Here is a 26,483-nt window from a genome sequence, read left to right on the forward strand (position 1 = left end):
ATACCGTAGGCGGCCGATCGCGCGTCCACAAGGGTCAGCGGCTCACCTCGGCGACGCCCGCGAAGTCGCGCATCGCCGCCTCCACCCCCACGTCCAGCGCGTCCTGCATCACCCGCGGCCGCCGTTCGGTCCGCCCGATCACCGCGCTCCCGATGGGCGGCCGGATCTGCAGGCACGCGGGGTGCGACGCGAGCAGCTCCTCGTCCTGCGCCCGGATCGCCTCCCGGCCCAGCCAGTTCGCCACGACCCCCGGCGCGTGCCGGGCGAACCAGCGCGACAGCACCATCCGCTCCCCGCGCGACGGCGGCACCCCCAGGAACTCGTCCTCGCGCCGCGTCCGCAACGCCACGACGTGCGTCGCCTTCTGCTCCAGCGCCGTGCGGATCGGGATCGTCTCGCTCAGCCCCGCGTCGACGTACGGGCGGCCGTCGATCACCACCGGATCGCCCGCGAGGAACGGCATGGCGGCCGACGCCCGCAGCGCGGTCTGCAGGCTCAACGTGTCGCGCACGTACCCGTGCAGGTCGGCCGCCTCGCCGGTCAGCCCGTCCGTGGCCATCGGGTGGAACTCCACGGGGTTGTCCACGACCTCCTGGAACCCCATCGGGTGCACCTGGGTGTAGATCGTGTGCACGAGGTGGTGGGTGTCCACGACCGGGCGGCGGGTGAACGCGCGCCGCGGGTTGATCGTGGTGCGCATGACCGCGGGGTCCCACCAGGCGTGCTTGCTGTGGTCGGCGCGGCCGCACAGCAGCCAGGCCGCGTTCAACGACCCCGCCGAGCTGCCGTAGACGGCGTCGAAGAGCGGCAGCAGGCCCAGCCGTTCGATCGCGACGGTCATGCCGCTGGAGTAGACGCCGCGCGAGCTGCCGCCTTCGACCAGCAACACCAGGCGGGCGTCGTCGTCCCGTTGCCCTGGAACGCTGTGCCGTTGCCTGCGTTCGCGCAGCAACTCGAGAACGGTCACGTCTGCTCCTACAGATCCGCCGGCGGGTACCACCGTTCTACCCGGATCCATCACTCCGGCGGCGCCTCGGGCCAGACATGGGGCCAGGGGCTGGTCGGCGGCTTGAACGGCACGGTCTCCGACCACTCCCAGAAGGCGAGCCCGCGGTCGACGTACCCGCCGATGCACTCGATCACCGGGGCGATCTGCTCCGTGGTCACGTTGATCGCGACGTTGCCCCACCCGTTCCACTCGAAGAGCAGGCCGAGTGCGGACGCCCTGCCGTCGACCTCCTCGCGGAACGTCGCGGCCGTCCCGTCGTGCTCCGCCGACGGCGCCAGCAAGACGCGCAGGGTCCTGTTGCCCTTCCTGCGCACGACGCGCTCGACCATCATCGTCATGCCGAGTCCCACCTCGTCGCCGAACGAGAAGCCATACGCCCTGAGCGGGACGCACCGGACCTCGAACACCTCCAGCCCTTCGACAGGAGCGACCACCAGTTGCTCGAAGAACCCCGGCTCTCCGAACGGCGCCAGGTCCACGAGCACCGCACCGCTCCGTTCGCACCGGCCCACCGGGTCGTCGTGCCCGATGTAAACGGGTTCAGCAGTCATCGATCCCACGCTCCACTCCCCTTGAAGACGATCAGATGTTGCCAGCACCACAGGCGCCTTGGTGAGGGATCTCGACTGCGAACTCCGCGGGCCGCTGCTACCGTGGAGAGCGAGATCAATCCGCTCAATCGAGGAGCCCGGCGTGCTGGTGGGTGAAGACGACATCTCAGGGTGAGCCCTGGATGTGACAGGCCATCTCTCGCGATGGCCGTTTCGTCGTCCCCTTTTTCCACACGTGCGGAGCAGTTCCGCGCGCGGCACATCCCGAGGTCTCACACCCATGTCCGACGCATTCATCGTCGTGTCGTCCCTGTCCTTCTCCTGGCCGGACGACACCCCCGTGTTCGACGGCCTGTCCGTCTCGGTGCCCGGCGGGCGCACCGGTCTCGTCGCCCCCAACGGCGCCGGGAAGTCGACGCTGCTCAAGCTGATCGCGGGCGCTCTCGAACCCTCGGACGGCAGCGTGTCCGTCGAGGGCGTCCTCGGCTACCTGCCCCAGGACCTGCCGCTCACCGCCGGGCTGACCGTGGCCCAGGTGCTCGGGGTCGCGGACGTGCTGCGCGCCATCGCGGCCGTCGAGTCCGGTGACGTCGGCGAGGAGCACTTCACCACCATCGGCACCGACTGGGACCTCGAGGAGCGCACGCGCGCGCAGCTCGACCGGCTCGGGCTCGGTGATCTTGCCCTGGACCGGGTGCTCGGCACGCTGAGCGGCGGGCAGGTCATCTCGCTGGGGCTCGCGGCGCAGTTGCTGAAGCAGCCCGACGTGCTGCTGCTGGACGAGCCGACCAACAACCTCGACGCCGACGCACGGCACCGGCTCCACGACGTGCTGGACGACTGGCGCGGGTGCCTGCTGGTGGTGAGCCACGACCGGGCGTTGCTCGACCGGATGGACCGGATCGCGGAGCTCGACGGCGGCGAGGTGCGGTTCTACGGCGGGAACTTCAGCGCCTACGAGGAGGCGGTGTCCGCCGAGCGCGAGGTGGCGGAGAAGAACATCCGCAGCGCCGAGCAGGAGGTCAAGCGCGAGAAGCGGGAGATGCAGCAGGCGCGCGAACGTGCCGCGCGCCGTGCGTCCAACGCGCAGCGCAACCTCGGCAACGCCGGGCTGCCGAGGATCTTCGCGGGCAACATGAAGCGCAACGCGGAGGTGTCCGCGGCCAAGGCGGACGGCACGCACGCGGCGCGGCTCGGTGCCGCGAAGTCCAAGCTGGACCAGGCCGAGCGGGCGTTGAAGGACGAGCAGAAGATCAGCCTGGAGCTGCCGCAGACCGCGGTCCCTGCCGGGCGCACGTTGTTCCTCGGGTCGGACATCCGGGTGCGGGAGTTGTTCTCCGGCCTGGACTTCGCGATCAGGGGGCCGGAACGGATCGCCCTGTCCGCGCCGAACGGGGCCGGCAAGTCGACGTTGCTGCGCGTGGTCGACGGGTCGCTGGAGCCGGACAGCGGTGAGGTGAAGCGCGCCGACGGCCGGATCGCGTACCTGTCGCAGCGGCTCGACCTGCTCGACGACTCCCGCACGGTGGCGGAGAACCTGGCCGCGGCCGCGCCGGCCATGCCGCCCGCCGAGCGGATGAACCTGTTGGCGCGCTTCCTGTTCCGCGGCGCCCGCGCGCACCTGCCGGTCGGGGTGCTGTCCGGCGGGGAACGGCTGCGGGCGACGCTGGCGTGCGTCCTGTTCGCCGAGCCCGCGCCGCAACTGCTGTTGCTGGACGAACCGACGAACAACCTCGACCTGGTCAGCGCCGGGCAGCTGGAGAGCGCGCTCAACGCGTACCGGGGCGCGTTCGTCGTCGTGAGCCACGACGAGCGGTTCCTGAGCGAGGTGAGGATCGACCGCTGGCTGCACCTCGACGGCGGCAAGCTGCTGGAGGCCGCGCGTGGCTGAGGCACTGGTCGCCACCGAACTGGTGCGCGGGTTCGAGGGCAGGCGCGTGCTCGACGGGGTGTCGCTCACCGCGGCACCCGGTCGTCGCGTCGGGCTGATCGGCGAGAACGGCGCGGGCAAGTCGACGCTGCTGAGCCTGCTCGCGGGCGTCGACCAGCCGGAGAGCGGCGTCGTGCAGCGGCCGCCGGACCTGGGTTTCCTGCAGCAGGAGATGCCCTTCCCCGACTCCGCCACCGTCGCCGCCGTGCTGGACGACGCGCTGGCCGAGGCGCGGGAGGACTTGGCCGAGCTGGAACGGCTGGGCGCGCTGCTCGCGTCCGAAGACGTCGAGGCGGAGTACGCCGAACGCCTGGAACTGGCGCAGCGCCACGAAGCCTGGGACGCGGACCGCAGGGCGGACGTCGTCCTCAGTGGACTCGGGCTCGGAGATGTCGGCCGCGATCGCGTCCTCGGCTCGTTGTCCGGCGGCCAGCGCCGTCGCCTGCACCTGGCCGCGCTGGTGATCCGGCGGCCGACGGCGTTGCTGCTGGACGAGCCGACGAACCACCTCGACGACGACGCGGCCGCGTTCCTGCAGGAGCAGCTGCGCTCGCTGCCGGGCATCGTCGTGCTGGCGAGCCACGACAGGGCGTTCCTCGACGCGGTGTGCACGGACCTGGTCGACCTCGACCCGGACGGGCCGGTCCGGTTCGGTGGCACCTACAGCGAGTACCTGCACCAGCGACGCGCCGACCGCGAGCGCTGGGAACGCCGCCACCTCGAGGAGCAGGAGGAACTGAACGAGGTCCGCGACTCCCTCGGCCTGATCGCGGGCCGCGTCGCCCCGAACCGCACCATGCGCGACAGCGACAAGATGGGCTACGGCGTGCGGGCGAACCGCGTGCAGAGCCAGATCTCCCGCCGCGTCCGCAACGCCACCCGCCGCCTCGAGGAGCTGGAACGCACCGCCGTCCCCGCTCCCCCGCGCCCGCTGCGCTTCTCCCCGGACGCGGTGGCCTCGCCGGGCGAGGACCTGGTGTCCCTGCGGGACGTCCGGATCCCCGGACGGCTCACCCTCGGCCACCTCGACGTCCGCGACGGCGACCGCCTGCTCGTGACCGGCCCGAACGGCGCGGGCAAGTCCACTCTGCTGCTGGTGCTGGCGGGCCGGTTGGAGGCGGCGGGCGTGCGGCGGCATCCCGGCGTGCGCGTCGGGTTGCTCGACCAGGACACGTCGTTCGCCAACCCGCGCCTCACCGCGCGGGCCACCTACGGCCGTGCCCTCGGCTCCGAACGGATCGCCGAGGTGCCACTGGAGTCGTTGGGGCTGCTGCACAGGTGGGACCTCGGCAAGGCGGTCGGCACGTTGTCCGTGGGGCAGCGGCGCCGCCTGGCCCTGGCGTTGCTCGTCGCGAACCCGCCGCACCTGCTGCTGCTCGACGAGCCGACCAACCACCTGTCGCCGACGTTGTGCGACGAGTTGGAGGACGCGTTGGGGCCGGGGCCCGGGGCGATCGTGGTGGCGAGTCATGACCGGTGGCTGCGGAACCGGTGGAGGGGAACCGGAATCGGGTTGTGAGAAGTCGGTGGACGACCCCCGGATGATGGGTCCGGGGGTGTTCCGGTGGTGGTGTTCGAGTGCGTGGCGTGCGGTGCGGCGCTGACGATTCCGTTGAGACAGGTCGACATGCCGGACCACGCGGGCCGTCAGGTCGGGAACGGTGTCATGGACATGCCCGCACTCATGGCGCCTGGCACCTACGCGACCGGTCAGCGCGCGGTCCTGCTCTCACCCGGCGACGCGCGCGGCATGGTCTGGGACCCCGGGCTGTTCGACAAGACCTCCTGCTGCGGGATCTCCGGCGGCGAACTCCCCAACCTGCGGTGCGAGTGCGGGCGGCTGGTCGCGACGCGCGTCGACGACTGCTCGCTGTGGCAGGTGGTCGAGCTCGAGACCGGCGCCGTGCGGCCGGTGGGTGAGCAGGAGCCGGCGGCGGGCTGGGAGGCGTTCGACTGGGAGGACGCCCTGCTGGACGGCGCGGACCTGTGGTGGCACGACCGCGTCCGGATCGCGGCCGGTGTCGCGCTCGCCCGCATCGTCCTGGCGGCCGGGGACGCGTCGGTGGCCCTGCCGGCCGGGCCCGTCGCCGAGGTGTTCCGGCACGACCTCGACGCACTGCTGCCGCACGGCCCGCAGGTGAGGACGCTCGCGCTCGCGGGGCCCGGTCTCGCCGCCGAGGCGGACGTCCTGCTGGTGCCTCGGCATCCGCAGTCCGGCGAGGCCTGGCCGGTTCAGGGCACCGCCGTGCCGATCTCCGCCGAGCTGTGGTGCTGGCTGGCCAACGCCCGTCAGCAGCCGTTCATCCCCGCGACCGGCGGACGGTGGCCGTTCCTCGACGACGACCCGCTGCCGAGACGTCCCGAACGCGTCGTGCTGGACCAATGGGCGACGCGGTCGACGCTGCGTGTCGAGACGGCGGCAACAGCCTCGACACAGGTGTGCAAGGACGAGCGCGCACCCACGGAGGACTGATCATGACCGGACGCCCGCCCGTCACCGACCTCGCCACCTGGCAGCAGGCCCGCGACGAGCTGCTGGTCCGCGAGAAGGCCCACACCCGCGAGGGCGACGCGATCGCCGCCGAACGCCGCAAGCTGCCGATGGTCGAGTTCGACGGCGGGGTCGAGGTGGTCGGCGCCGGTGGACCGGTGGCGTTCGCCGACGTGTTCCAGGGGCGGGAGGAGCTCGTCGTCTACAAGCACATGTGGTGGGACGGCGCGCCGCACCAGGGGCAGTGCGAGGGGTGCACGCACGTGCCGTGGCACTTCGGCGACGCCGCCTACCTCAACGCGCGCGGGGTGTCGTTCGCGGTGCTGACCACGGGGGCGTGGGAGGAGGTGGCGCCGTTCGTGGAGTTCATGGGGTACCGGCAGCCGTGGTACTCGGTGCGCGGTGTGGACGGTCCCGCCGGGGGCGACATGGGGTACCTGGCCGGCTACCTGCGCGATGGTGACCGCACGTTCCTCACCTACTCCACGACCGGGCGCGGGTGCGAGGCGCTCAACGGGTCGCTCGCGTTGCTCGACATGACCGTGCGCGGGCGGGGTGAGGCGTGGGAGCAGCATCCGGAGGGCTGGCCGGAGGCGCGGCAGGCCGGGTGGTTCTGGCGCACGAACGCGGAGGGCGGCTCCAGCTGGGGTGAGGACAGCAGGCCCGTGCCGCAGTGGACGCGGCCGGGTGTGACGGCGGCCGGGACGCTGGGGCGGCAGGGTCACTGCCACTGATCAGCGCGGCGGCGCCCGGTGCTCGACCACGGTCTGGTCACCGCGGTCGGGCACGTGCCCCGCGGGCGAGAAGGCCGAATGCGTGGAAACGACCCGTGATCCGGACCTGGAACTGGACGTGCGCGACCCCGGTTCGCTCTACTTGGGAGCGACGACGCCGGGCGCGCTGGTCCGTGCAGGACACGCGAAAGTACGTGCATCGGCAACCAAGGCTGACGCTCTGTTCCGAACCGAACGCCCTCCGCACCGCCCGCACCGGTCCTGATCGGCACCAGGACCAAAGTATGACGGCGCGTTAGGCCCAGGTATGACGACGTGTGCGCGGCCACGTCGTTATTGTCCGTTCCGATTGACATCATCAGCTCTTTACCCCTTTTTCCGCCGAAGGGCAGCCGCGTCATGTGGGAAGTTCTGCAGTCAGCGACCGACGTCCGTTCGCGCGTGACCGAATGGATGGGGAAGCGGTTCCTCGCGCACCTCAGCAAGACCGGGTTCGACCTCGAGTCGTCCTGGTTCGTGCCGTCGCGCGTGCTGGCGCCACTGCGGCGCAACGGGTTGGACCCGGTGCCGGAGATGGCGCGGATGCAGACCCACGGACCGGTCACCCGCCTGCCGCTGCCGGTCACGGTGTACCTGGTGACGGGCTACGAGGCGTCCAAGCAGGTGCTCGTGGACTCGGAGGCGTTCAGCAACGACTTCGGCCACCTGCGGGAGCTCGGGCTGTTCTCCGACGAGGCACCGGGCGGGCTCGGGTTCAGCGACCCGCCGGAGCACACGCGGCTGCGCAAGGTGCTGACGCCGGAGTTCACCATGCGCCGGCTCTCCCGGCTCGTGCCGCGGATCGAGCAGATCGTCGCGGACCAGCTCGACCTGATGTCCATGAAGGACGGCGTGGTCGACCTCGTCGAGCACTTCGCGATGACGGTGCCGGCACTCACGATCTGCGAGCTGCTGGGCGTGCCCGCGAGTGAACGCGAGGAGTTCCAGCGGCGCAGCGTCTCGCGCTTCGACCTCGGCGGGGCGGCCACGACGTCGTTGTCGGCCGTGTCCGAGTCGATCGTCTACTTCCGGGAGCTGGTGCGCGCCCAGCGCCTGGCCCCGACCGACGGACTGCTCGGCGAGCTCGTCCGCAAGCACGGCGACGACCTGGACGACGACGAGCTCGCCGGTCTCGCGGACGGGCTGCTCACCGGCGGGTTCGAGACGACGGCGAGCATGATCTCGCTCGGCGCGCTCGCGATGCTGCGCGACCCCGGTCTGCGCGAGAAGGCGCTCGGCGACGAGAAGACGGTGAACGGGCTGGTCGACGAGCTGCTGCGGCACCTCAGCGTGGTGTCGGTGGCGTTCCTGCGCATCGCCCGGCGCGACGTCGACATCGCCGGGACGAAGATCAAGGCGGGCGACATCGTGGCCTGTTCGCTGTCGCAGGCGAACCGCGACCGCGACGTCTACGACACCCCGGACGTGATCCTCGCCGACCGTCCGGCGAGCCAGCACCTCGCGTTCGGCTACGGCGCGCACCGCTGCATCGGCGCCGAGCTCGCGAAGATGGAGCTGCGGATCGCCTACCCGGCGCTCGTCCGCAGGTTCCCGGAGATGCGGCTCGCGGTGCCGCAGAGCGAGCTGTCGTTCCGCAAGCTCTCGATCGTCTACGGCCTGCACTCCATGCCCATGCACCTCGGCGTGCAGCCCAGTCCGATCCAGCAGGTCCTCTGACACGTGCGGAAAGGGGCCACCCCGGCGGGGCGGCCCCTTCTCGCACGGTCACTCGCGGGTGCCGATGGCGTCGATCGGCCTGGCCCGCAGCGACAACCGCGTGGACACCGCGATCGACACCACGCCGAGCAGCGCGGCTGCGGCGAGAGCGCCCAGGTAGACCCAGACCGGGCCGGCGGGCAGCGGGGTCCCGATCAGGCCGATCGCGAGCACGCCCAGCGGCACCGCCGCCACCAGGGAACCGAGCACCGCGGCCAGTCCGACCGTGAGCAGCGCCTCGGTGCGCATCATCCGCACGATCTGCCGGCGTCCGGTGCCGACCAGGCGCAGCAGGGCGAACTCGCGGCGCCGTGCGGCCGTGGACATCACCAGCGTGTTCGACACCGAGATCGCGACGTAGCCGAGGATGACGCCGACCGCGACCAGGTTGAGCAGGAACTGGGTCCGCTCGGCGCTGCGGTCCTGCGCCGCCACCCGCTCCGTCACCTGGAGTCCCGGATAACGGCTGGTCAGGGCCTGGAGAGCGGTGACGTCCGCGGACTTCACCAGCACGGCGCTGTCCATGCCGGCGTTGGTGTGGGCACGGGCGTCGGCGGCGGAGAGGACGTAGTCGCCGAACGCGAGGTCGTGCTCGTAGGTCGCGACCACTCGCAGCTTCGCCTCCTGACCGTCCGCGAACCAGAACTCGACCGTGTCCCCGATCTTCTTGTCCTCCCAGGACGCGTGCGCGTCGCTCAACGCGACGGTGCCCGGCCGGAGGTCGTCGACGCTGCCGGAGACGACGCCGAGGTCGACCATGCCGCTCGCGGTGGGGTCGAGGCCGTTGGCCGGGCGGCTCTGCACCTCGACGCTGTCCGCGGTCCTGGTGGCCGTGATCACCTGGGTGCGCACCAGCGACGTGGCCGTCCCGCCGGAGATCTGCCCGACGACCTCGGCGGGCACGCCGGTGACGCCGGTGATCACGTGGTCGGCGGTGATGGACCGCTCGGTCTGCTGCTGCACGGCGGCCGTGAACGTCGTCTGGCTGTAGAAGTTCACCACCGCGAACCCGATGGCCAGCATCAGCGGGGTCACCGCCGCCGCGAGCCGCCGCGAGTTCTTCAGCACGTTCGCCGACGCGAGGTAGCCGCTCACACCGGCCGTCCTGGCCAGCACCGGCGCGATCACCCGCACCGCCGCCCCGACCACCCTCGGACCGGTGAGCGTGAGGCCGATGATCAGCACGAGCGTCGCCATGACCGACATGGCCGCGCCGAGCTGGCCGCCGAAGAACAGCGGCACCGCGGTCGCGCCGAGACCGAGCACGATCAGCACCGAGCCGATGGCCAGCCGGACCTTGCCGACGTCCCGCTTCTGCACCGCGGCCTCGCCCAGCGCCTCGACGGGGTTGATCGACGACGGCCTGCGGGACGCGCTCCACGCCGCCACCCGCGCCGCGGCCACACCGATCAGCAACGCGGCGGCCAGCGGGATCGGGCTGATCGAGAGCGCGAAGTCGTCCGGGACCACGCCGATCCTCGCGAACGCGGCGCGCAGCCCCAGGCTGACGCCGATGCCCGCCAGGCTGCCGAGCACACCGGCGAGGACGGAGACGACCGTCGTCTCGACGCCGATCAGCCTGCGGACCTGCCGCGGCGTCGCGCCCACGGCCCTGAGCAGGGCGAACTCGCGGCGGCGCTGCTCGACGGCCAGGGCCAGGGTGCTGGCCACGACGAAGATCGCGACCAGGACCGCGTACCCGCCGAACGAGCCGGCCAGGATCGCGAGGATCGACTTGGTCTGGCTGACGTCGTCGAACTCGGCGGCGCTGCGGTCGGCACCCGCCGACACCGTGACGTGGTCCCCGGCGAGGGCGGCCTCGACCTCGTCCGCGTCCGCGCCGAGCACGCCGATGGCGCTCACGCGGTCGGGACGTCCGGCGAGCTCGGTGGCCTCGGCCTCGCTGAAGAACATCGAGGCCTGCCGCGCCTTCCCGGGGGCTTCGGCGACTCCGGCCAGCCGGTAGGTCACGGGGGCCGAGCGCACCGCCACCCGGACCTCGCCGCCCACCCGGACCCCGGCCTGCGCCGCCAGCGCCGAGTCCAGCACCACCTCGCCGGCCTTCGGCGCGTTCCCCTCCTTGAGCGTGAACGGCGCCAGCACGGCGGAGTCCCAGTTGTGGCCGAACGACGGCTTGCCGGCGAGAGGTCCGCCAGGACCGACCACGAGAGCCGGGAACGTCTGCTCGGGGACGGCCTTCGCGCCCGGTACCGCGGCGATCTCGGCGACCAGCGAGGCGGGGATCGACGGTTGTTCGGCGGCGTGCTCGAAGTCCAAGGCGTCGCCGTCGGACGGCCGCACGCTCCGGTCGCCGGTGACGACCACGTCGGCGGCCGCGTAGCGCTGAGTCGGCACGCCGCCGCGGAAACCGGACTCCATCAGGATCCCGCAGGCCGCGACGATCGCGGTGCCGCAGAGGATCGCGACGAACGCCCCGATGAACCCGCTGGTGCGGGCCTTGACGGTCTGCCAGGCGAGGCTCAGCACCGTCACCACTCCCCGAGGTGCGTCATGCGCTCGGCGACCTTCTCCGGCGTCGGGGCGACCAGGTCGCCCGCCAGCCGTCCGTCGGCCAGGAACAGCACGCTGTGCGCGGCCGAGGCGGCCACCGGGTCGTGCGTGACCATCAGGACCGTCTGGCCCATGTCGTCCACGATGGACCGCAGCAGCGTCAGCACCTGCTGCGCGGTGCGGGAGTCGAGAGCGCCGGTCGGTTCGTCGGCCAGCACCACCTCGGGCCTCGCCACCAGCGCGCGGGCGATCGCCACGCGCTGCTGCTGGCCACCGGACAGTTCGGCGGGGAGCCGGTCGAGCCGTCCGTCGAGACCGACCCTGCCGACGACCTCGCGCAGCCAGCCCTGGTCCGCAGGGCGTCCCGCGAGGCGCAGCGGCAGGGTGATGTTCTGCTCCACCGTCAGCGACGGCAGCAGGTTGTAGGCCTGGAAGACGAACCCGATCCGGTCGCGCCGCACCTGCGTCAGCGCGGCCTCCTTGAGGCCCCCGAGGTCGGTGTCGCCGAGCAGGACGCGGCCGGACGTCGGCCTGTCCATGCCCGACGCGCAGTGCAGGAAGGTGCTCTTGCCCGAGCCGGACGGTCCCATCACGGCGGTGAACGTGCCCCGCCGGATGGCGACGGTGACCTCGTCCAGCGCGGTCACGGCACCGCCCCCCGAGCCGTACACCTTCCGCACCGCCTGCAGCGACAGCGCCTCTGCCCTCATCACGTTCTCCTTGGCTCGCAACAGCTTCTGGCCAAGAACGTAATTTCGCGCGGCTCGCGGATCGATCACGCAGGCTGCCTGGAACGGGGTGGAGCAGGCTCTACCACCCGGCGGGTTCGTCCGCGCCGACAGATCCGGATGGCCAGATTCGTCGGCTGGGACGAGGTGGCCACGAGGGCGCCGAACCTAGGTTTGCCGGTGACCGGAGTCACGTCGACGTGGATGGGGCGCGCGGATGTCCAAGCTCAACCAGATCAACGAGTGGCTGCAGGAGAACCTGCCGCGACTGGCCGCCGAGCACCAGGTGCCGGGGGCGGCGGTGGCCGTGACCGTCGGCGACGACGTGGCGCAGGCCGCGACGGGCGTGCTCAACAAGAACACCGGTGTCGAGGTGACCACCGACTCGCTGTTCCAGATCGGGTCGATCACCAAGGTCTGGACGACGACGCTCGCGATGCAGCTCGTCGACGAGGACCTGCTGGACCTCGACGCGCCCGTGCGCGACTACCTGCCCGACTTCCGCGTCGCCGACGAAGACGCCGCCGCGCGGATGACGGTGCGGCAGCTCATGAACCACACGGCGGGCTTCGAGGGCGACCTCTTCACCGACACCGGCCGCGGCGACGACTGCGTGGAGAAGTACGTCGCCACGCTGCACGACACGCCCCAGCTCTTCGCGCCCGGCGAGATGTTCAGCTACAACAACGCCGGCTACTGCGTGCTGGGCCGGATCGTGGAGGTCATGCGCGGCAAGTCCTACGACGACTGCCTGCGCGAGCACCTGTTCGCCCCGCTCGGCCTGACCCACGCCGCCGCGGACGCCTACGAGGCGATCATGCACCGCGCCGCCGTCGGGCACCTCACACACGACGAGGAGGCCGGACCGCAGGTCGCGCCGATCTGGGCGCTCGTGCGGTCCAACGCGCCCGCGGGCTCGATGCTCGCCATGAGCGCCTCCGACCTGCTGAAGTTCGCGCGGATGCACCTCAACGACGGCGCCGGCGTGTTGTCGTCCGCCAGCGCCCAGGCCATGCGGCAGGTTCAGGTGAAGGTGCCGGACCTCGCGCTGATGGGCGACGCCTGGGGCCTGGGCTGGGAGATGTTCCACCACCCGCAGGCGACGGTCATCGGGCACGACGGCGGCACGATCGGGCAGAACGCCTTCCTGCGGCTGGTCCCCGAGCACGGCGTCGCCGTGGCGTTGCTGACCAACGGCGGCAAGACCATCGACCTCTATCAGGCGATCTTCCGGCACGTGCTGCGCGAGCTGGCCGGCGTCGAACTGCCCGCCATGCCCGAGCCCGCCGCGGACGCCGCGCGCCTGGACGGCGAGCGGTTCACCGGCGTGTACGTGTCGGCGGTCGGCGAGCGCGTGGTCACGCAGGACGAGGACGGCCGGATCTGGATGGAGGTCATCCCGAAGGGGATCATGGCCGAGCTCAGCCCGGAGTCCGCCGGCAAGACGGAACTGGTGCCATGGCGCGACGACACGCTAGTCGCCGCCGAACCGGTCATGGGCATCCACATGCCGCACGCGTTCGTCGGCGACGACGGCAACGGCCGGGCGCTGTTCCTGCACACCGGCCGTGCGGACCGCCGGGTGGCCCCGTGATCGCCGAGGCCTTCTCCGACGCGGGCGTGGAGGGGTTCGTCCACGCCCGCGAGATCGGGGTGGACGGACCGGAGTTCTCCCACGGCGCGGACGAGAAGGTGGTCCTGGCGTCGGTGTTCAAGATCCCGGTCGCCGTCGCGTACGCGGCCGAGGTCGCGGCGGGACAGCTCGACGAGACCGAGCGCACGCGCGTCACGTCCCGCTACCGCATCGGCGGCATCGGCACCGCGGGGTGTGCCGACGACGTCGAGATGAGCTGGCGCGACCTGGCGTCGTTCATGATGACCATGAGCGACAACGCCGCGACCGACGTGGTCTTCCACCGCGTCGGCCAGGCGGCGGTGGACGCGGTGCTCGTGAAGGCCGGTCTGGAGCGCACCCGGATCATCGGGTGCTGCGAGGACCTCTTCGCCTCGGTGGCCGCGGAGCTCGCCACCGGCGATCCGGAGGCGGTCCTCGAGAACCCGACGTGGGACGTCGTCCAGAAGCTGTCCATAGTGGACCCCGAACGCACGACTTCCTCCACACCGAGGGAGATCACGACCCTCCTCGACGCCATCTGGACCGACCGCGCCGCCGCACCCGAGGCGTGCGCGAGCGTCAGGTCGATCATGGCCCGGCAGGTCTGGCCGCACCGGCTCAGCTCGGGCTTCCCCGCCGACGTCCAGGTCGCCGCCAAGACCGGCACGCTGCCGAGCGTCCGCAACGAGGCCGGCGTCGTCACCTACCCCGACGGCCGCTCGTACGCCGTCGCCGTCTTCACCCGTTCCCAGTCCCTCGCCCTGCGCGACCCCGCCGCCGACGCGGTGATCGGCCGTGCCGGGCGACTCGCCGTCGACCACCTCCGGAGGACCTCATGAAGCGCGCGGTGGCCCTGCTCGCGGCCGTTGTCCTGGCCGGCTGCGGAACAGCCGGCACGACCGGCAACCAGAACCTCGCCCAGGGCGGGACCTTCACGATGTCCGTCGCCGCGGATCCCGGCTCGCTCGATCCCGCGCTGACGGTCCTGTCGGTGGCGAGAGGGGTGGGCCGGTTCCTCTACGGCAGGCTGATCGAACGCACCTCGGACGGCCAGATCGTCGCCGGTCTCGCCGAGAAGTGGGACGCCACGGTCACTTCCGCCACCTTCACGCTGCGCCAGGGCATCACGTGCTCGGACGGTGCCCCGCTGACCGCCGCGGACGTCGCCGCGAACATCACGTTCGTCGGCGACCCGGCGAACAAGTCGCCGCTGGCGGGCATCCAGGTCCCGCCCGGCACCACGGCCACGGCGGACGAGGCGACCCGCACCGTCACCGTGACGAGCGGCGCGCCGGACGCGTTCCTGCTGACCAACGTCGGCACCCTGCCGATCGCGTGCGCGAAGGGCCTGGCCGACCGCTCGCTGCTCGCGAAGGGCGAGCAGGGCACGGGGATGTTCAAGATCACCGAGATCGCGGCGAACGACCACTACACCCTGGAACGGCGCAAGGACTTCGCGTGGGGGCCGGGTGACTGGAAGACCGACCAGCAGGGCCTGCCGGACAAGGTCGTGATCCGGGTGATCGCGAACGAGACCACGGCCGTGAACCTGCTGCTGTCCGGCCAGCTCACCGCCGCCACGGTCGCGGGTCCCGACCAGGAACGCCTGCTGGGGCAGAAGCTCGACCACGTCGACGCCGCCAGCCCGCTGGGCACGCTGACGTTCAACCAGTCGGCCGGTCACCCCGGTCAGGACCCGGCGGTGCGCCGCGCGCTGCTGCAGGGCCTCGACCTCGCGCAGGTCGGCAAGGTGCTCACCAACGGCAGGGGCAGGCCGTCGAAGTCCCTGGTGACGGTCGAACCCCGGCCCTGCACCGGTGACAACGTCTCCGCCAACCTCCCGAAGTTCGACAAGGCCGCGGCGAGCAGCGCGCTCGACGCGGCGGGCTGGCGCGCCGGGGCGGACGGCACGCGGGCCAAGGACGGTCAGCCGCTGTCGGTGAAACTGCTCCAGCCCACCGTCGCCGGTCCCACGCTCACCTCGACCGCCGAGCTGATCCAGCAGTCGTGGCAGGGCATCGGCGTGAAGGTCGAGATCGCACCGGTCGACGCCGCCGGCATCAACCAGTCGCTGTTCGGCACGGGCGCGTGGGACGTGTCGATGGTGCCGCTGACGCTGTCGCTGCCGAGCCAGCTCGTGTCGTTCGCGTCCGGCCCGGTGCCGCCGCAGGGCGTGAACTTCGGCCACATCAGCAACGCCGAGTTCGAGTCGGAGTCGAAGCTGGCGGCCTCCAAGGCCGGCGCCGAGGGCTGCGACAACTGGAACAAGGCGGAGGCCGCGCTGGTCAAGGACGCGAGCTTCGTGCCGTACTACGACGCGGTCGTGTCGACGTTCGTCAAGGGCGCGAAGTTCACGGTCAGTGACAGCCTCGACCCGACGTCGATCCGGATGTTCGCCTCATGACGACCACCACGCTGCAACGGATGAGGGGCAGCACGTGGCTGCCCTTCGCCCGGCGGCGGGCCGTCCGGTTCCTGACCTCGCTGTGGGTGCTGGTGACCGCGGCGTTCCTGATGATCCACCTGATCCCCGGCGACCCGGTCCGCGAGTCGCTCGGCCTGGCCGCGCCACCGGACCTCGTCGCCGCCCGCCGCGCCGCGCTCGGCCTCGACGACCCGCTGCTCGTGCAGTACTGGCACTACCTGAGCGGCCTGTTCCGCGGTGAGTTCGGCACCTCGCTCGTCAGCGGCACCCCGGTCGCCACGCTCATCGGCGACCGGCTGCCCGCGACCGTGCAGCTCGCGGTGCTCGCGTTCCTCGTCGTGGTCGTCGTGGCCGTGCCGGTGGGCGTGCTGATGGCGGTGCTGACCAAGGGCGGTCGCCGCCGTGGCGGCGAGCTGGCGTTCACCTCGTCCAGCGTGGTGCTGGCGGCGATCCCGGAGTTCCTGCTCGCGGTGGGGCTCGTGAGCCTCCTCGCCGTGCAGCTGAACCTCTTCCCGGTGGCGGGCAACGACGCGCCGGGGTCGTGGGTGCTGCCGGTGCTTGCACTGGCGATCGGCCCGGCCGCGGTGCTCGCCCGGATCGTGCGGGTGGAGCTGCTCGCCGTGCTGGGCAACGACTTCGTGCGCACCGCACGGGCCAAGCGCCTGCCGGCCAGGCTCGTGTACCTGCGGCACGCGCTGCCCAACGCCGTCACCGCGACCCTGACGCTGGGCGGCATGATGCTCGCCGCCATGGTGGCCGGGACCGTGCTGGTGGAGAACGTGTTCGCGTGGCCGGGGCTGGGGTCGACCATCGTCGGCTCGATCCAGCAGAAGGACTACCCGGCGGTGCAGGGGATCGTGCTCGTGTACGGGGCCGGGGTGCTTCTGGTGAACCTGGTGGTGGACGTGGTGCTGGGGCTGCTCGATCCGCGTTCGACGATCAGGGAGGCGTGATGCGCCCGACCACGGGCCGGCTGGCCGTCCTGCGCTCCCCCGTCGGCGCCTCCTCCGCCGTCCTGCTCGTCGTCCTCGTCGCGCTCGCGGTCTTCGCCCCGATCCTCTGGGGCGACCGGGCCGCCGCCATCGACACCGACTCCCTGCAGCAGGGCCCGTCTGCGGACCACCTCCTGGGCACCGACCAGCTGGGCCGCGACATCTTCTACCGCGTCCTGGTCGCGACCAGGCTGACGATCGGCCTCGCCCTCCTGGCCACGGTCATCGGCGTGGTCACGGGCCTGGTCCTGGGCTCGATCCCGTCCGTGCTGCCGAGGTGGGCGGCCAGGATCGTCACGTCCGCGGTGAACATCGCCGTCGCGTTCCCCGGGCTGTTGCTGGCGCTGTTCTTCGCCGTCATCTTCGGCACCGGCACGATCGGGGCGGTGCTGGCCATCGCGTTCGCGATCACGCCGTCGTTCGCCCGCCTCACCCAGACTCTCACGGCCTCGGTGAGCGGACGGGACTTCATCGCCGCGGCACGGGTGTGCGGGGTGGGCCGGTTCCGGCTGCTGACCCGGCACGTCCTGCCCAACATCGCCGAGCCGCTCGTCATCAACGCCACGCTCGCGGCGGGGTCCGCGCTGACGGCGTTCGCCGGGCTGTCGTTCCTCGGGATCGGTGTGCAGGCGCCCTCCTACGACTGGGGGAGGCTGCTGGGCGAGGGCCTCAACCGCATCTACATCACGCCCGCGCCCGCGTTGGGGCCCGCGGTCGCCGTGGTGCTCGCGGGGCTGGCGTTCAACCTGTTCGGTGAGGCCGCCGCGTCCGTGCACCGCAACCAGCAGCGGGGCAAGGCGACGGCACCGCACGAGCCCGTCGAGGACCGGTCCGAGGGCGGGCTGCTGACCGTGCGGAACCTGCACGTCACGTTCCCCGGCGGCATCAGGCCCGTCCGCGGGGTCTCGTTCACCGTCCACAACGGGGAGATGATCGGCGTGGTCGGCGAGTCGGGCTCGGGCAAGAGCCTGACCGCGCTGGCCGTGTCGCGTCTCATCGAGCACCCCGGCCGGGTCACCGCCGACCGGCTGGAGTTCAACGGCAAGCCCGTCCAGAAGACGCAGGACCGGGAGCTCGGCACCCAGCTGGCGATGGTGTTCCAGGACCCGACGACGTCGTTCAACCCCACCCGGCGCATCGGCGGCCAGCTCGCCGAGGTGTCCGAGGTGCACCAGGGTCTGCGACGCAGGGCCGCGCTCGGCAAGGCGGTCGACCGCCTGGAGGCCGTGCGGATCCCGGAGCCCGAACGCCGGGCCAAGCAGTACCCGCACGAGTTCTCCGGCGGCATGCGGCAGCGGGCGATGATCGCGATGGGGCTGATGGGCGAGCCGCAGCTGGTGATCGCCGACGAACCCACCACCGCGCTCGACGTCACCGTGCAGCGCGAGGTGCTCAAGCTGCTCGCGCGAATCCGGAAGGACCGCGACGCGGCGGTGTTGCTGATCAGCCACGACATCACCGTCGTCGCGCAGACCTGCGACCGCGTGCTGGTGATGTACGCGGGCCGGATCGTCGAGGAGCTGCCGACGGACGAGCTGTTCACGGCCGCGCGGCACCCGTACACGACGGCGCTGCTCAAGGCGGTTCCGGACCTCGACACGGACAGGGACGCGCCGCTCGCGGTCATCCCAGGACGGCCGCCGGAGCCCGGTGAGATCCGGCAGGGGTGCCCGTTCGCGCCGCGCTGCCCGCTCGCCGACGACCAGTGCCGGACGCAGGAACCCGAGCTGGAGACGTTCGGCGAGAACCACCGGGTGGCGTGCTGGAAGTCCGAGAGCGAACTGGCGGGTGTGCGATGAGCGAGCTCGACTTCAGGAACGTCACCGTCCGCTTCGGCCACCACACGGCGGTCGACGACGTGAGCCTGACCGTGCCGGCGGGCCAGGTCGTGGGCCTCGTCGGGGAGTCCGGGTCGGGCAAGTCCACCCTCGCCGCCACCGCGGTCGGGCTGGTCAAGCCCACGGAGGGCGAGGTGCGCGCGGACGGCAAGGTCCAGATGGTCTTCCAGGACCCGTACTCCTCGCTCGACCCGCGGATGAGCATCGGCAACTCGATCGCCGAGGCGATGCCGCGGGGCACGAACAAGAAGGCCGAGGTCGCGAGACTGCTCGAACTGGTGAACCTCGACCCCGGCCGGGCCTCCTCCCTGCCGGCGAGGCTCTCCGGCGGCCAGCGGCAGCGCGTCGCGCTGGCCAGGGCGTTGGCGGGCGACCCCAGGGTCGTCATCGCCGACGAGATCACGTCCGCGCTCGACGTGTCCGTGCAGGGCGCCGTGCTCAACCTGGTGCGGGACCTGCAACGACAGCTCGGCCTGTCCATGCTGTTCATCTCGCACAACCTCGCCGTCGTGCGGTACGTGAGCGACCGGGTCGCGGTGATGAAGACGGGAAGGATCGTGGAGGAGGGACCGGCGGCACAGGTCCTCGCGGATCCACGGCACGAGTACACGCGCGAGCTGCTCGCGGCCGCGCCCAGACGCCACACGAGGCTGGAGGTTTCATGATCGACGATCTGCACGGGCGCAGCGTCGTCGCGGACACCCACAACGACCTGCTGGACGCGATCGCGCACCGCCCGGTCGAGCAGTGGGTGCCGCACTTCCGCGACCGGTGGCTGCCGCAGCTGCGGCAGGGCGGGGTGAACCTGCAGGTCCTGCCGGTGTTCGTCGACGACGTGTTCCGCCCGGAAGGCGCGCTCAGGCAGACGCTGCGCATGATCGAGGCCGCCCACCGCATCGCCGCGGCGAGTCCCGAGACCCGGCTCTGCTTCGACGCAACGGACATCGACGAGGCCCTGGCGAACGACCAGATCGCGCTCGTGCTCGCGCTGGAGAGCGCGCCGGGCGTCGGCGAGGACGTGGAACTGCTGGAGACCCTGCACCGGCTGGGCGTGCGGATCGCGTCCCTCGCCCACTTCGGCCGCACCGCGCTGGCCGACGGCAGCGGCGAGGACGGCACCGGCAGCAGGCTGACCAGGGCCGGAGTCGCCGCGCACGCCGAGATGGAACGCCTCGGCATGATCTTCGACGTCAGCCACCTGGGCGCGGCGGGCGTCGAGCACGTGCTGGAGCTCTCGACCCGTCCGGTGATGGCGACCCACTCGTCGGCACGGGCGTTGCGCGACCACCACCGCAACCTGACCGACGCCCAGCTCAAGGGCATCGCGGACAACGGCGGCGTGGTGTGCGTGAACTTCTTCGCGCCGTTCCTGCACGAGTCCGACTTCACGATCGACCGCCTGGTCGACCACATCGAGCACATCGCGGGTGTCATGGGCATTCGGCACGTCGGCCTCGGCCCGGACTTCGTCAAGGAGGTCCTGGCGGACGTCACGCCGCCGTGCTGCGAGGTCCAGGAGATCGAAGGGGTCCCGATCAACCGGTTCCTGCCGGGGCTCGAGGGACCGTCCGGCCTGCCGCTGGTGACCGAGGCGCTGCAGAAGAGGGGCTGGCCCGAGGACGACGTCGTGCGCGTCCTGGGCCAGAACGTGCTCGACCTGTTCCGTTCCGAACTGAGGGGATCCGCATCGTGACCACCATCGAGGACCTGTACGGCTACCAGCTTCCCGAGCAGCCGGCACTCTCCCCGGACGGATCCGAGGTCGTCTACGTCCTGCGCACCACCGACCGCGAGGACGACCGCGACGAGCGGGCGCTGTGGCGGGTGGCGAAGGGCGGCGAGGCGAGGCAGCTCACCAGGGGGAAGTCCGACAACTCCCCCGCCTGGTCCCCCGACGGCACGCGGATCGCGTTCCTGCGCGCCCAGGACGGCCCGGCGCAGGTGTGGCTGCTGCCCGCCGGTGGTGGCGAACCGGAGCAGCTCACGGACCTGCCTCTCGGCGCGGGCGCGCCCGTCTGGAGCGAGGACGGCGCCAAGCTCGCGTTCACCGCTCCCGCCGACATCGCGGACGCCAAGGCGCCGATCGTCACCCGCCGCCTGGCCTACAAGGCGGACGGACCCGGTTACCTGCGCAGTCTCCGCTCCCACGTGCACGTGCTCGACCTGGAGAGCCGTGAGGTCCGGCAGATCACGGAGGGCGACTGGCACGCCGGCGCGTTCGCCTGGTCACCGGACGGCAAGAAGATCGCGTTCACGGCCGGCCGCGAGGACGACGCCGACCTGACGTTCCAGGACGGGGTGCACCTCGTCGAGGTGGACGGGCGTTCCGAGCCGGTGCTCGTCGGGCTCGCGCGGGGACAGGCCGGGACGATCACCTGGGCGCCGGACGGCCTGCTCGTCGTCGGGCGGGCCACCGCGACCGCCGGGCACCTCGGCCTGCTGCACCTCTCCGCCGGTGGTGAGGTGCGCGACCTGTCGGCACCGCTGGACCGCAACGTCATGCCCGGTGCGGCCGGGTACCCCGGCGGCCTGCCGGTGCTGTCCGGGAACACCGCGTACTTCTGCGCCCGCGACCGCGGCTGCACGCAGCTGTACGCCGTCGACCTCGACGGGGGTGAGCCGCGGCTCGTCCTGGGCGAGGGCTCCCGTGCTGTGGCGGGGCTTTCGGTCGCCGGGGACACCGCGGCCGTCGTCCTGAGCGGTCCTGCCTCGTTCGGCGAGGTCGCCACCGTCGACCTGACGACCGGCGAGGCGACCGTCCACACCGGACACACCGAGGTCGAGCCGTTCGTGCGCGAGGAGCGCGAGTTCACGATCTCCGACGGCACGGTCGTGCACGGCTGGCTGGTCCGCGACCCCGAGCGCACCGGCCCGCTGCCGTTGCTGCTCGACGTCCACGGCGGCCCGCACAACGCGTGGAACGGCACCGCCGACCCGGTGCACCTCTACCACCAGGTGCTCGCGCGGCAGGGCTGGGCGGTCCTGCTGCTCAACCCGCGCGGCAGCGACGGCTACGGCGAGGAGTTCTACCGGGCCGCGCTCGGCGCGTGGGGCAAGGCCGACGCGAAGGACTTCCTGGAGCCGCTCGACCAGCTCGTCGGCGAGGGTCTCGCGGACCCGGCGAGGCTCGCCGTCACCGGTTACAGCTACGGCGGCTACATGACCTGCTACCTGACCAGCCGCGACGGCAGGTTCGCCGCCGCCGTCGCCGGTGGTGTGGTCAGCGACCTGACGAGCATGGGCGGCACGTCCGACGGCGGCCACTACCTGACCGAGCTCGAACTGGGCGGCCGCGGCGACCACATCGCGGAGCAGTCCCCGCTGACGCGCGTCGGCGACGTCCGCACGCCGACGCTGGTCTACCAGGGCGCCGCCGACGAGAGGTGCCCGGTCGGCCAGGCCGAGCAGTGGTTCACCGCGCTGCGCCAGAACGGCGTGCCGGCGGAGCTGGTGCTCTACCCGGACGAGTCGCACCTGTTCATCCTCAACGGCAAGCCGTCGCACCGCGCGGACTTCAACCGCCGCGTGGTCGACTGGGTGCGCGAGCACGCGGAGAACCGCAAGCCGCTCGACGCGAAGCACTGGCAGCGCAGGCTTTCCGCGATCGCGAAGAAGCACGGCGTGCCCGGTGCGGCGCTCGGGATCCTCTACAAGGGCGAGACCGCGCAGGCGCACCACGGCGTGCTGAACGTGTCGACCGGCGTCGAGGTCACCGACGACACGATCTTCCAGATCGGCTCGATCGGCAAGGTGTGGACGACGACGGTCGTCATGGCGCTCGTCGACGAGGGCCTGCTCGACCTCGACGCGCCGATCACCGACGTGCTGCCCGAGCTGAAGCTCTCGGACCCGGTGGTGGGCCAGAAGGTCACCATGCGGCACCTCCTCACCCACACCAGCGGCATCGACGGCGACAACTTCACCGACACCGGCCGCGGCGACGACTGCCTCGAGAAGTACACCGAACTGCTCGCCGACGCCGCGCAGAACCACCCGCTCGGCGCGACCTTCTCCTACAGCAACGCGGGTTTCGTGCTCGCGGGCCGGGTGATCGAGAAGCTCACCGGCAAGTCGTGGGACGAGGCGATGCGCGAGAAGCTCTTCGCCCCGCTCGGGCTCACCCGCACCGGCACGCTGCCGGAGGAGGCGCTGCTGCACCGCGCCGCCGTCGGTCACGTCAAGAAGGACGAGAAGCTGGAAGTCGCTCCGGTGTGGGCACTCCCGCGCTCGGTCGGCCCGGCCGGAACGATCTTCTCGACCACCGAGGACGTGCTGGCGTTCGCTCGGATGCACCTCGCCGGCGGCCTGGCGCAGGACGGCACGCGGGTGCTGTCCGAGCAGTCCGCGGCGGTGATGACCGAGAAGCAGACCGACGTGCCGGACAAGAACGTGCTCGGCGACTCGTGGGGCGTCGGCTGGATCCGGTTCGGCTGGGACGGGCAGCGGCTGATCGGCCACGACGGCAACACGATCGGGCAGTCCGCGTTCCTGCGCCTGCTGCCGGAGCACGACCTCGCGGTCACGTTGCTGACCAACGGCGACGGCGCCCGCGAGCTGTACCTGGACCTGTACCGGGAGATCTTCGCCGAGCTGGCGGGCGTCGCCATGCCGCGCCCGGCGGAGCCAGCGGCGCAGCCACCGGCCGTGGACGTCTCGCGGTACGTCGGCAGGTACGAGCGCGCGTCCGTCACGCTCGACGTCAGCGAGGGCGAGAACGGGTTGCAGCTCGACATGACGCCCACCGGTCCGCTGGCCGGGTTGTTCCCCAAGCCGCCCACGGTGGACCTCGTGCCGCTCGACGACTCGTCGTTCCTGTTCCGGGAGGCCGAGGACAAGACCTGGTCGTCGCTCGTGTTCTACGCGCTGCCGACCGGGGAGCAGTACGTGCACATGGGTGTCCGCGCCACACCGAAGGTCTCCTGAGATGACCCTGCTCACCGACATCGAGCGGCTCGTGACCTGCGAGTCGCCGTCCACCGACCTGGCCGCGGTCGCCCGCAGCGCCGAGGTCACCGCCGAGGTGGGGTCCGCGCTGCTGGGCGCGGACCCGGAGCGGATCGTGCTCGACGGCCGCACGCACCTGCGGTGGCGGCTGGGTTCGGGGCCGCGCAAGGTGTTGCTGCTCGGCCACCACGACACGGTGTGGCCGATCGGGACGCTGGAGCGGATCCCGTTCGGCGTCCAGGACGGCGTGCTGCGCGGGCCCGGCTGCTTCGACATGAAGACCGGCGTCGTGATGATCTTCCACGCCGTCGCGTCGCTGGGTTCTCCCGACGGCGTCACGGTTCTGATCACCGGCGACGAGGAGATCGGCTCGCCGTCGTCGCGCGAGCTGATCGAGATCGAGGCGGTGGAGCACGAGGCCGTGCTGGTCTGCGAGGCCTCGGCGGACGGTGGCGCGCTGAAGACCGAGCGCAAGGGCACCTCGATGTACGAGGTGACGTTGCACGGACGTGCCTCGCACGCCGGTCTCGAACCCGAGCGCGGGGTGAACGCCACGATCGAGGCCGCGCACCAGGTCCTGGCGGTCGCGCAGCTCGCCGATCCCGCGACCGGCACGACCGTCGTGCCGACCGTGCTCTCGTCCGGCACGACGACGAACACCGTTCCCGCGCAGGGGAAGTTCATGGTGGACGTGCGGGTGCGGACCATCGCCGAACAACTCCGGGTGGACGAGGACTTCAAGGCGCTGCGGCCCGTGCTCGACGGGTCGAAGGTCGAGGTCTCGGGCGGCCCGAACCGGCCGCCGATGGAACTGTCCATGTCCGGTGCCCTGTTCGAGCTGGCGGCGGGACTGCTCCCCGGTCTCACCCAGGCCGCGGTCGGGGGCGCCTCCGACGGCAACTTCACCGCGGGCGCCGGGGTTCCGACGCTCGACGGGCTCGGCGCCGTCGGCGGAGGAGCGCATGCTGAGAGCGAGCACGTGCTGGTGTCGGAGCTCGTTCCGCGCACCGAGCTGCTCGCCGCGCTCGTGAGGGAGCTGACATGACCTTGGTCGCCCAGAACGTCGTGGTCCGTCAGCTCACGGACTACGCGGAACTCCTGGCCACACAACGGTTGTACGAGTCGATCTGGCGGCCGACCGGGGACAACGGCACTCCCCCGGTCACCGCCGAGCTGCTGCGCGCCATGACCAAGGCGGGCAGCTACGTCGCCGGCGCGTTCGACGGCGACGCCCTCGTGGGCGCCTGCATCGGGTTCTGCTCGCCGCCCGCGATGGGCGCGTTGCACAGCCACATCGCCGGGGTGGCGGCGGGCATGCGCGGCCGCAACGTCGGCTACGCGCTGAAGCTCGACCAGCGGACGTGGGCGCTCGAACGCGGGCTCACCGAGGTCTCCTGGACGTTCGACCCGCTGGTGCGCCGCAACGCGTACTTCAACCTGGGCAAGCTCGCCGCCGACGCGACCGAGTACCTGCCGGACTTCTACGGCCACATGGACGACGACATCAACGGCGGCGGCGAGACCGACCGGCTGCTGATCCGCTGGCGCATCGCCTCGCCGGAGGTCGCCGCCGCGTGTGCCGGACAGCCGCGGACCGTCAGCGCGAGGGGTGTCGTCGGGCTCGGGATCTCCGAGGACGGGCTGCCGGTGCGCGGGGTGACCACGGGCGGCACGGTGCTGGTCGCCGTCCCCGCCGACATCGAGACGCTGCGGGCCACGAACCCGGCCGCGGCCACCGAGTGGCGCTACGCCGTGCGGGAGGTGCTCGGCGACCTGCTCGCCGGCGGCGCCCGCGTCACCGGGTTCGACAGGTCGGGGTGGTACGTCGTGGAGAGGAGCGGTTCGTGAAGCTGGACGGGGTCGAGGTCCGCTGGGTCGAGATGCCGCTGAGGTCGCCGTTCCGCACCTCGTTCGGCACCCAGACCGTGCGGCAGCTACTGCTGCTGCGCGCCGTCACCGACGAGGGCGAGGGCTGGGGCGAGTGCGTCGCGATGTCCGAACCGGTGTACTCCTCGGAGTACCTGGAGGGCTGCGCCGACGTGCTGCGGCGGTTCCTCGTGCCCGCGCTGACCGGACCGGTCGACGGCATCTCGGTGGCACCGCGCCTGAAGAAGTTCTACGGGCACCGGATGGCCAAGGCCGCGCTGGAGATGGCCGTGCTCGACGCCGAACTGCGCGCGCGTGGCGTGTCGTTCGGCCGTGAGCTGGGCGCCGTGCACGACCGAGTGCCGTGCGGGGTGTCGGTCGGGATCATGAACTCGATCCCCGAACTGCTCGACGCGGTCGGCGGCTACATCGACGAGGGCTACGTCCGGATCAAGCTGAAGATCGAGCCGGGCTGGGACGTCGACCCCGTGCGAGCCGTGCGGGAGCGGTTCGGCGACGACGTGCTGCTGCAGGTCGACGCGAACACCGCCTACACGCTCGGCGACGCCCGGCACCTGGCGCGGCTCGACCCGTTCGACCTGCTGCTGATCGAACAGCCGCTGGACGAGGAGGAACTGCTCGCCCACGCGGAACTGGCCAAGGTCGTGCGGACGCCGATCTGCCTCGACGAGTCGATCACCTCGGCGTCCTCGGCCGCCGACGCGATCCGGCTCGGCGCCTGCCAGATCGTGAACATCAAGCCCGGCCGCGTCGGCGGGTACCTGGAGGCGCGGCGCATCCACGACGTCTGCGCGGCGAACAACATCGCGGTGTGGTGCGGCGGGATGCTCGAGACCGGCATCGGGCGGGCGGCGAACGTCGCGCTGGCGGCGTTGCCCGGCTGCACGCTGCCCGGCGACACCTCGGCGTCCGACCGCTACTACCAGATGGACGTCACCGAGCCGTTCGTGCTGGAGGACGGTCATCTGAGGGTGCCGACCGGGCCCGGTCTGGGCGTGACGCCGTTGCCGGACGCCCTCGACTCCGTCACCGTGAAGACGGAGTGGATCCCCTTGTAGGTGGATTCCTCTGTA

The 26,483-nt window shown here is 71.7% G+C and carries 20 protein-coding genes and 1 pseudogene; 17 read left to right on the forward strand and 4 right to left on the reverse strand.

Annotation, left to right across the window (positions count from 1 at the left end):
- Positions 1-34: 34 nt before the first annotated feature.
- Both IE307_RS07740 and IE307_RS07745 read right to left on the reverse strand, forming a co-directional pair.
- Positions 35-967 (reverse strand): patatin-like phospholipase family protein, encoded by a 933-nt coding sequence (locus tag IE307_RS07740; protein ID WP_229904501.1) that lies wholly within the window; start codon positions 965-967, stop codon positions 35-37.
- Positions 968-1,017: 50 nt separating this feature from the next.
- Positions 1,018-1,560 carry a DUF4265 domain-containing protein gene (locus IE307_RS07745; RefSeq protein WP_191297094.1) on the reverse strand — a complete coding sequence of 181 codons (543 nt, stop codon included), beginning with the start codon at positions 1,558-1,560 and terminating at the stop codon, positions 1,018-1,020.
- A 280-nt stretch (positions 1,561-1,840) separates the two neighbouring features.
- Here IE307_RS07745 and IE307_RS07750 point away from each other — a divergent pair, with 280 nt between their 5' ends.
- The 6 genes from IE307_RS07750 to IE307_RS07775 all read left to right on the forward strand — a co-directional run bounded on the left by IE307_RS07750 (position 1,841) and on the right by IE307_RS07775 (position 8,431).
- Positions 1,841-3,451 (forward strand): ABC-F family ATP-binding cassette domain-containing protein, encoded by a 1,611-nt coding sequence (locus IE307_RS07750; RefSeq protein WP_191297096.1) that lies wholly within the window; start codon positions 1,841-1,843, stop codon positions 3,449-3,451.
- Positions 3,444-5,009: an ABC-F family ATP-binding cassette domain-containing protein gene (locus IE307_RS07755; RefSeq protein WP_191297098.1), complete on the forward strand. Its 1,566-nt coding sequence runs from the start codon at positions 3,444-3,446 to the stop codon at positions 5,007-5,009. Before IE307_RS07750 ends, IE307_RS07755 begins: the two co-directional genes overlap by 8 nt.
- A gap of 45 nt (positions 5,010-5,054) precedes the next feature.
- On the forward strand, positions 5,055-5,963 hold the full coding sequence (locus IE307_RS07760; RefSeq protein WP_191297100.1) for a hypothetical protein: 909 nt from the start codon (positions 5,055-5,057) through the stop codon (positions 5,961-5,963).
- 2 nt (positions 5,964-5,965) lie between these two features.
- The gene (locus IE307_RS07765) at positions 5,966-6,715 is read left to right on the forward strand and encodes a DUF899 family protein (protein ID WP_191297102.1); all 750 of its coding nucleotides are present in this window, start codon (positions 5,966-5,968) and stop codon (positions 6,713-6,715) included.
- Positions 6,716-6,797: 82 nt separating this feature from the next.
- Positions 6,798-6,980 carry a sterol carrier protein domain-containing protein gene (locus IE307_RS07770; protein WP_191297104.1) on the forward strand — a complete coding sequence of 61 codons (183 nt, stop codon included), beginning with the start codon at positions 6,798-6,800 and terminating at the stop codon, positions 6,978-6,980.
- A 176-nt stretch (positions 6,981-7,156) separates the two neighbouring features.
- Positions 7,157-8,431: a cytochrome P450 gene (locus IE307_RS07775; protein WP_229904502.1), complete on the forward strand. Its 1,275-nt coding sequence runs from the start codon at positions 7,157-7,159 to the stop codon at positions 8,429-8,431.
- Between the two features lie 48 nt (positions 8,432-8,479).
- On the opposite strand, the gene IE307_RS07780 is transcribed toward IE307_RS07775, so the two are convergent.
- Together IE307_RS07780 and IE307_RS07785 are read right to left on the reverse strand one after the other, a co-directional pair.
- The gene (locus tag IE307_RS07780; RefSeq protein WP_308436340.1) at positions 8,480-10,963 is read right to left on the reverse strand and encodes an FtsX-like permease family protein; all 2,484 of its coding nucleotides are present in this window, start codon (positions 10,961-10,963) and stop codon (positions 8,480-8,482) included.
- The gene (locus tag IE307_RS07785) at positions 10,960-11,691 is read right to left on the reverse strand and encodes an ABC transporter ATP-binding protein (RefSeq protein ID WP_191297108.1); all 732 of its coding nucleotides are present in this window, start codon (positions 11,689-11,691) and stop codon (positions 10,960-10,962) included. The genes IE307_RS07780 and IE307_RS07785 overlap by 4 nt, the downstream gene beginning before the upstream one ends.
- 235 nt (positions 11,692-11,926) lie before the next feature.
- Between IE307_RS07785 and IE307_RS07790 the strand changes: the two genes are divergently transcribed.
- The 11 genes and pseudogenes from IE307_RS07790 to menC all read left to right on the forward strand — a co-directional run bounded on the left by IE307_RS07790 (position 11,927) and on the right by menC (position 26,468).
- Entirely contained in the window at positions 11,927-13,303 is a 1,377-nt protein-coding gene (locus IE307_RS07790; protein WP_191297110.1) for a serine hydrolase domain-containing protein, read from the forward strand.
- On the forward strand, positions 13,300-14,163 hold the full coding sequence (locus tag IE307_RS07795) for a serine hydrolase (RefSeq protein WP_191297111.1): 864 nt from the start codon (positions 13,300-13,302) through the stop codon (positions 14,161-14,163). Before IE307_RS07790 ends, IE307_RS07795 begins: the two co-directional genes overlap by 4 nt.
- Positions 14,160-15,728, forward strand: a complete 1,569-nt coding sequence (locus tag IE307_RS07800; protein ID WP_191297113.1) for an ABC transporter substrate-binding protein — start codon at positions 14,160-14,162, stop codon at positions 15,726-15,728. The genes IE307_RS07795 and IE307_RS07800 overlap by 4 nt, the downstream gene beginning before the upstream one ends.
- A complete protein-coding gene (locus IE307_RS07805) occupies positions 15,725-16,702 on the forward strand; it encodes an ABC transporter permease (protein ID WP_191297115.1) in 978 nt (325 codons plus the stop codon). The genes IE307_RS07800 and IE307_RS07805 overlap by 4 nt, the downstream gene beginning before the upstream one ends.
- Positions 16,702-18,540, forward strand: coding sequence for a dipeptide/oligopeptide/nickel ABC transporter permease/ATP-binding protein (locus IE307_RS07810; RefSeq protein ID WP_191297116.1), 1,839 nt, complete (start codon positions 16,702-16,704; stop codon positions 18,538-18,540). Before IE307_RS07805 ends, IE307_RS07810 begins: the two co-directional genes overlap by 1 nt.
- A pseudogene (locus IE307_RS07815) lies at positions 18,537-19,232 on the forward strand (ABC transporter ATP-binding protein); the annotation flags it as partial. The gene IE307_RS07810 and the pseudogene IE307_RS07815, both read left to right, overlap by 4 nt.
- Before the next feature lie 8 nt (positions 19,233-19,240).
- On the forward strand, positions 19,241-20,272 hold the full coding sequence (locus tag IE307_RS07820; protein WP_191297120.1) for a dipeptidase: 1,032 nt from the start codon (positions 19,241-19,243) through the stop codon (positions 20,270-20,272).
- Entirely contained in the window at positions 20,269-23,502 is a 3,234-nt protein-coding gene (locus IE307_RS07825; RefSeq protein WP_229904503.1) for an LpqB family beta-propeller domain-containing protein, read from the forward strand. The genes IE307_RS07820 and IE307_RS07825 overlap by 4 nt, the downstream gene beginning before the upstream one ends.
- A 1-nt stretch (position 23,503) precedes the next feature.
- Positions 23,504-24,568, forward strand: coding sequence for a M20 family metallopeptidase (locus tag IE307_RS07830; protein WP_191297122.1), 1,065 nt, complete (start codon positions 23,504-23,506; stop codon positions 24,566-24,568).
- On the forward strand, positions 24,565-25,371 hold the full coding sequence (locus IE307_RS07835; RefSeq protein WP_191297124.1) for a GNAT family N-acetyltransferase: 807 nt from the start codon (positions 24,565-24,567) through the stop codon (positions 25,369-25,371). Before IE307_RS07830 ends, IE307_RS07835 begins: the two co-directional genes overlap by 4 nt.
- Positions 25,368-26,468 carry an o-succinylbenzoate synthase gene (gene menC / locus IE307_RS07840; protein ID WP_191297125.1) on the forward strand — a complete coding sequence of 367 codons (1,101 nt, stop codon included), beginning with the start codon at positions 25,368-25,370 and terminating at the stop codon, positions 26,466-26,468. The genes IE307_RS07835 and menC overlap by 4 nt, the downstream gene beginning before the upstream one ends.
- The last annotated feature ends 15 nt before the right edge of the window (positions 26,469-26,483 follow it).

This window comes from Lentzea cavernae, from assembly GCF_014653695.1.
GTDB lineage: Bacteria > Actinomycetota > Actinomycetes > Mycobacteriales > Pseudonocardiaceae > Lentzea > Lentzea cavernae.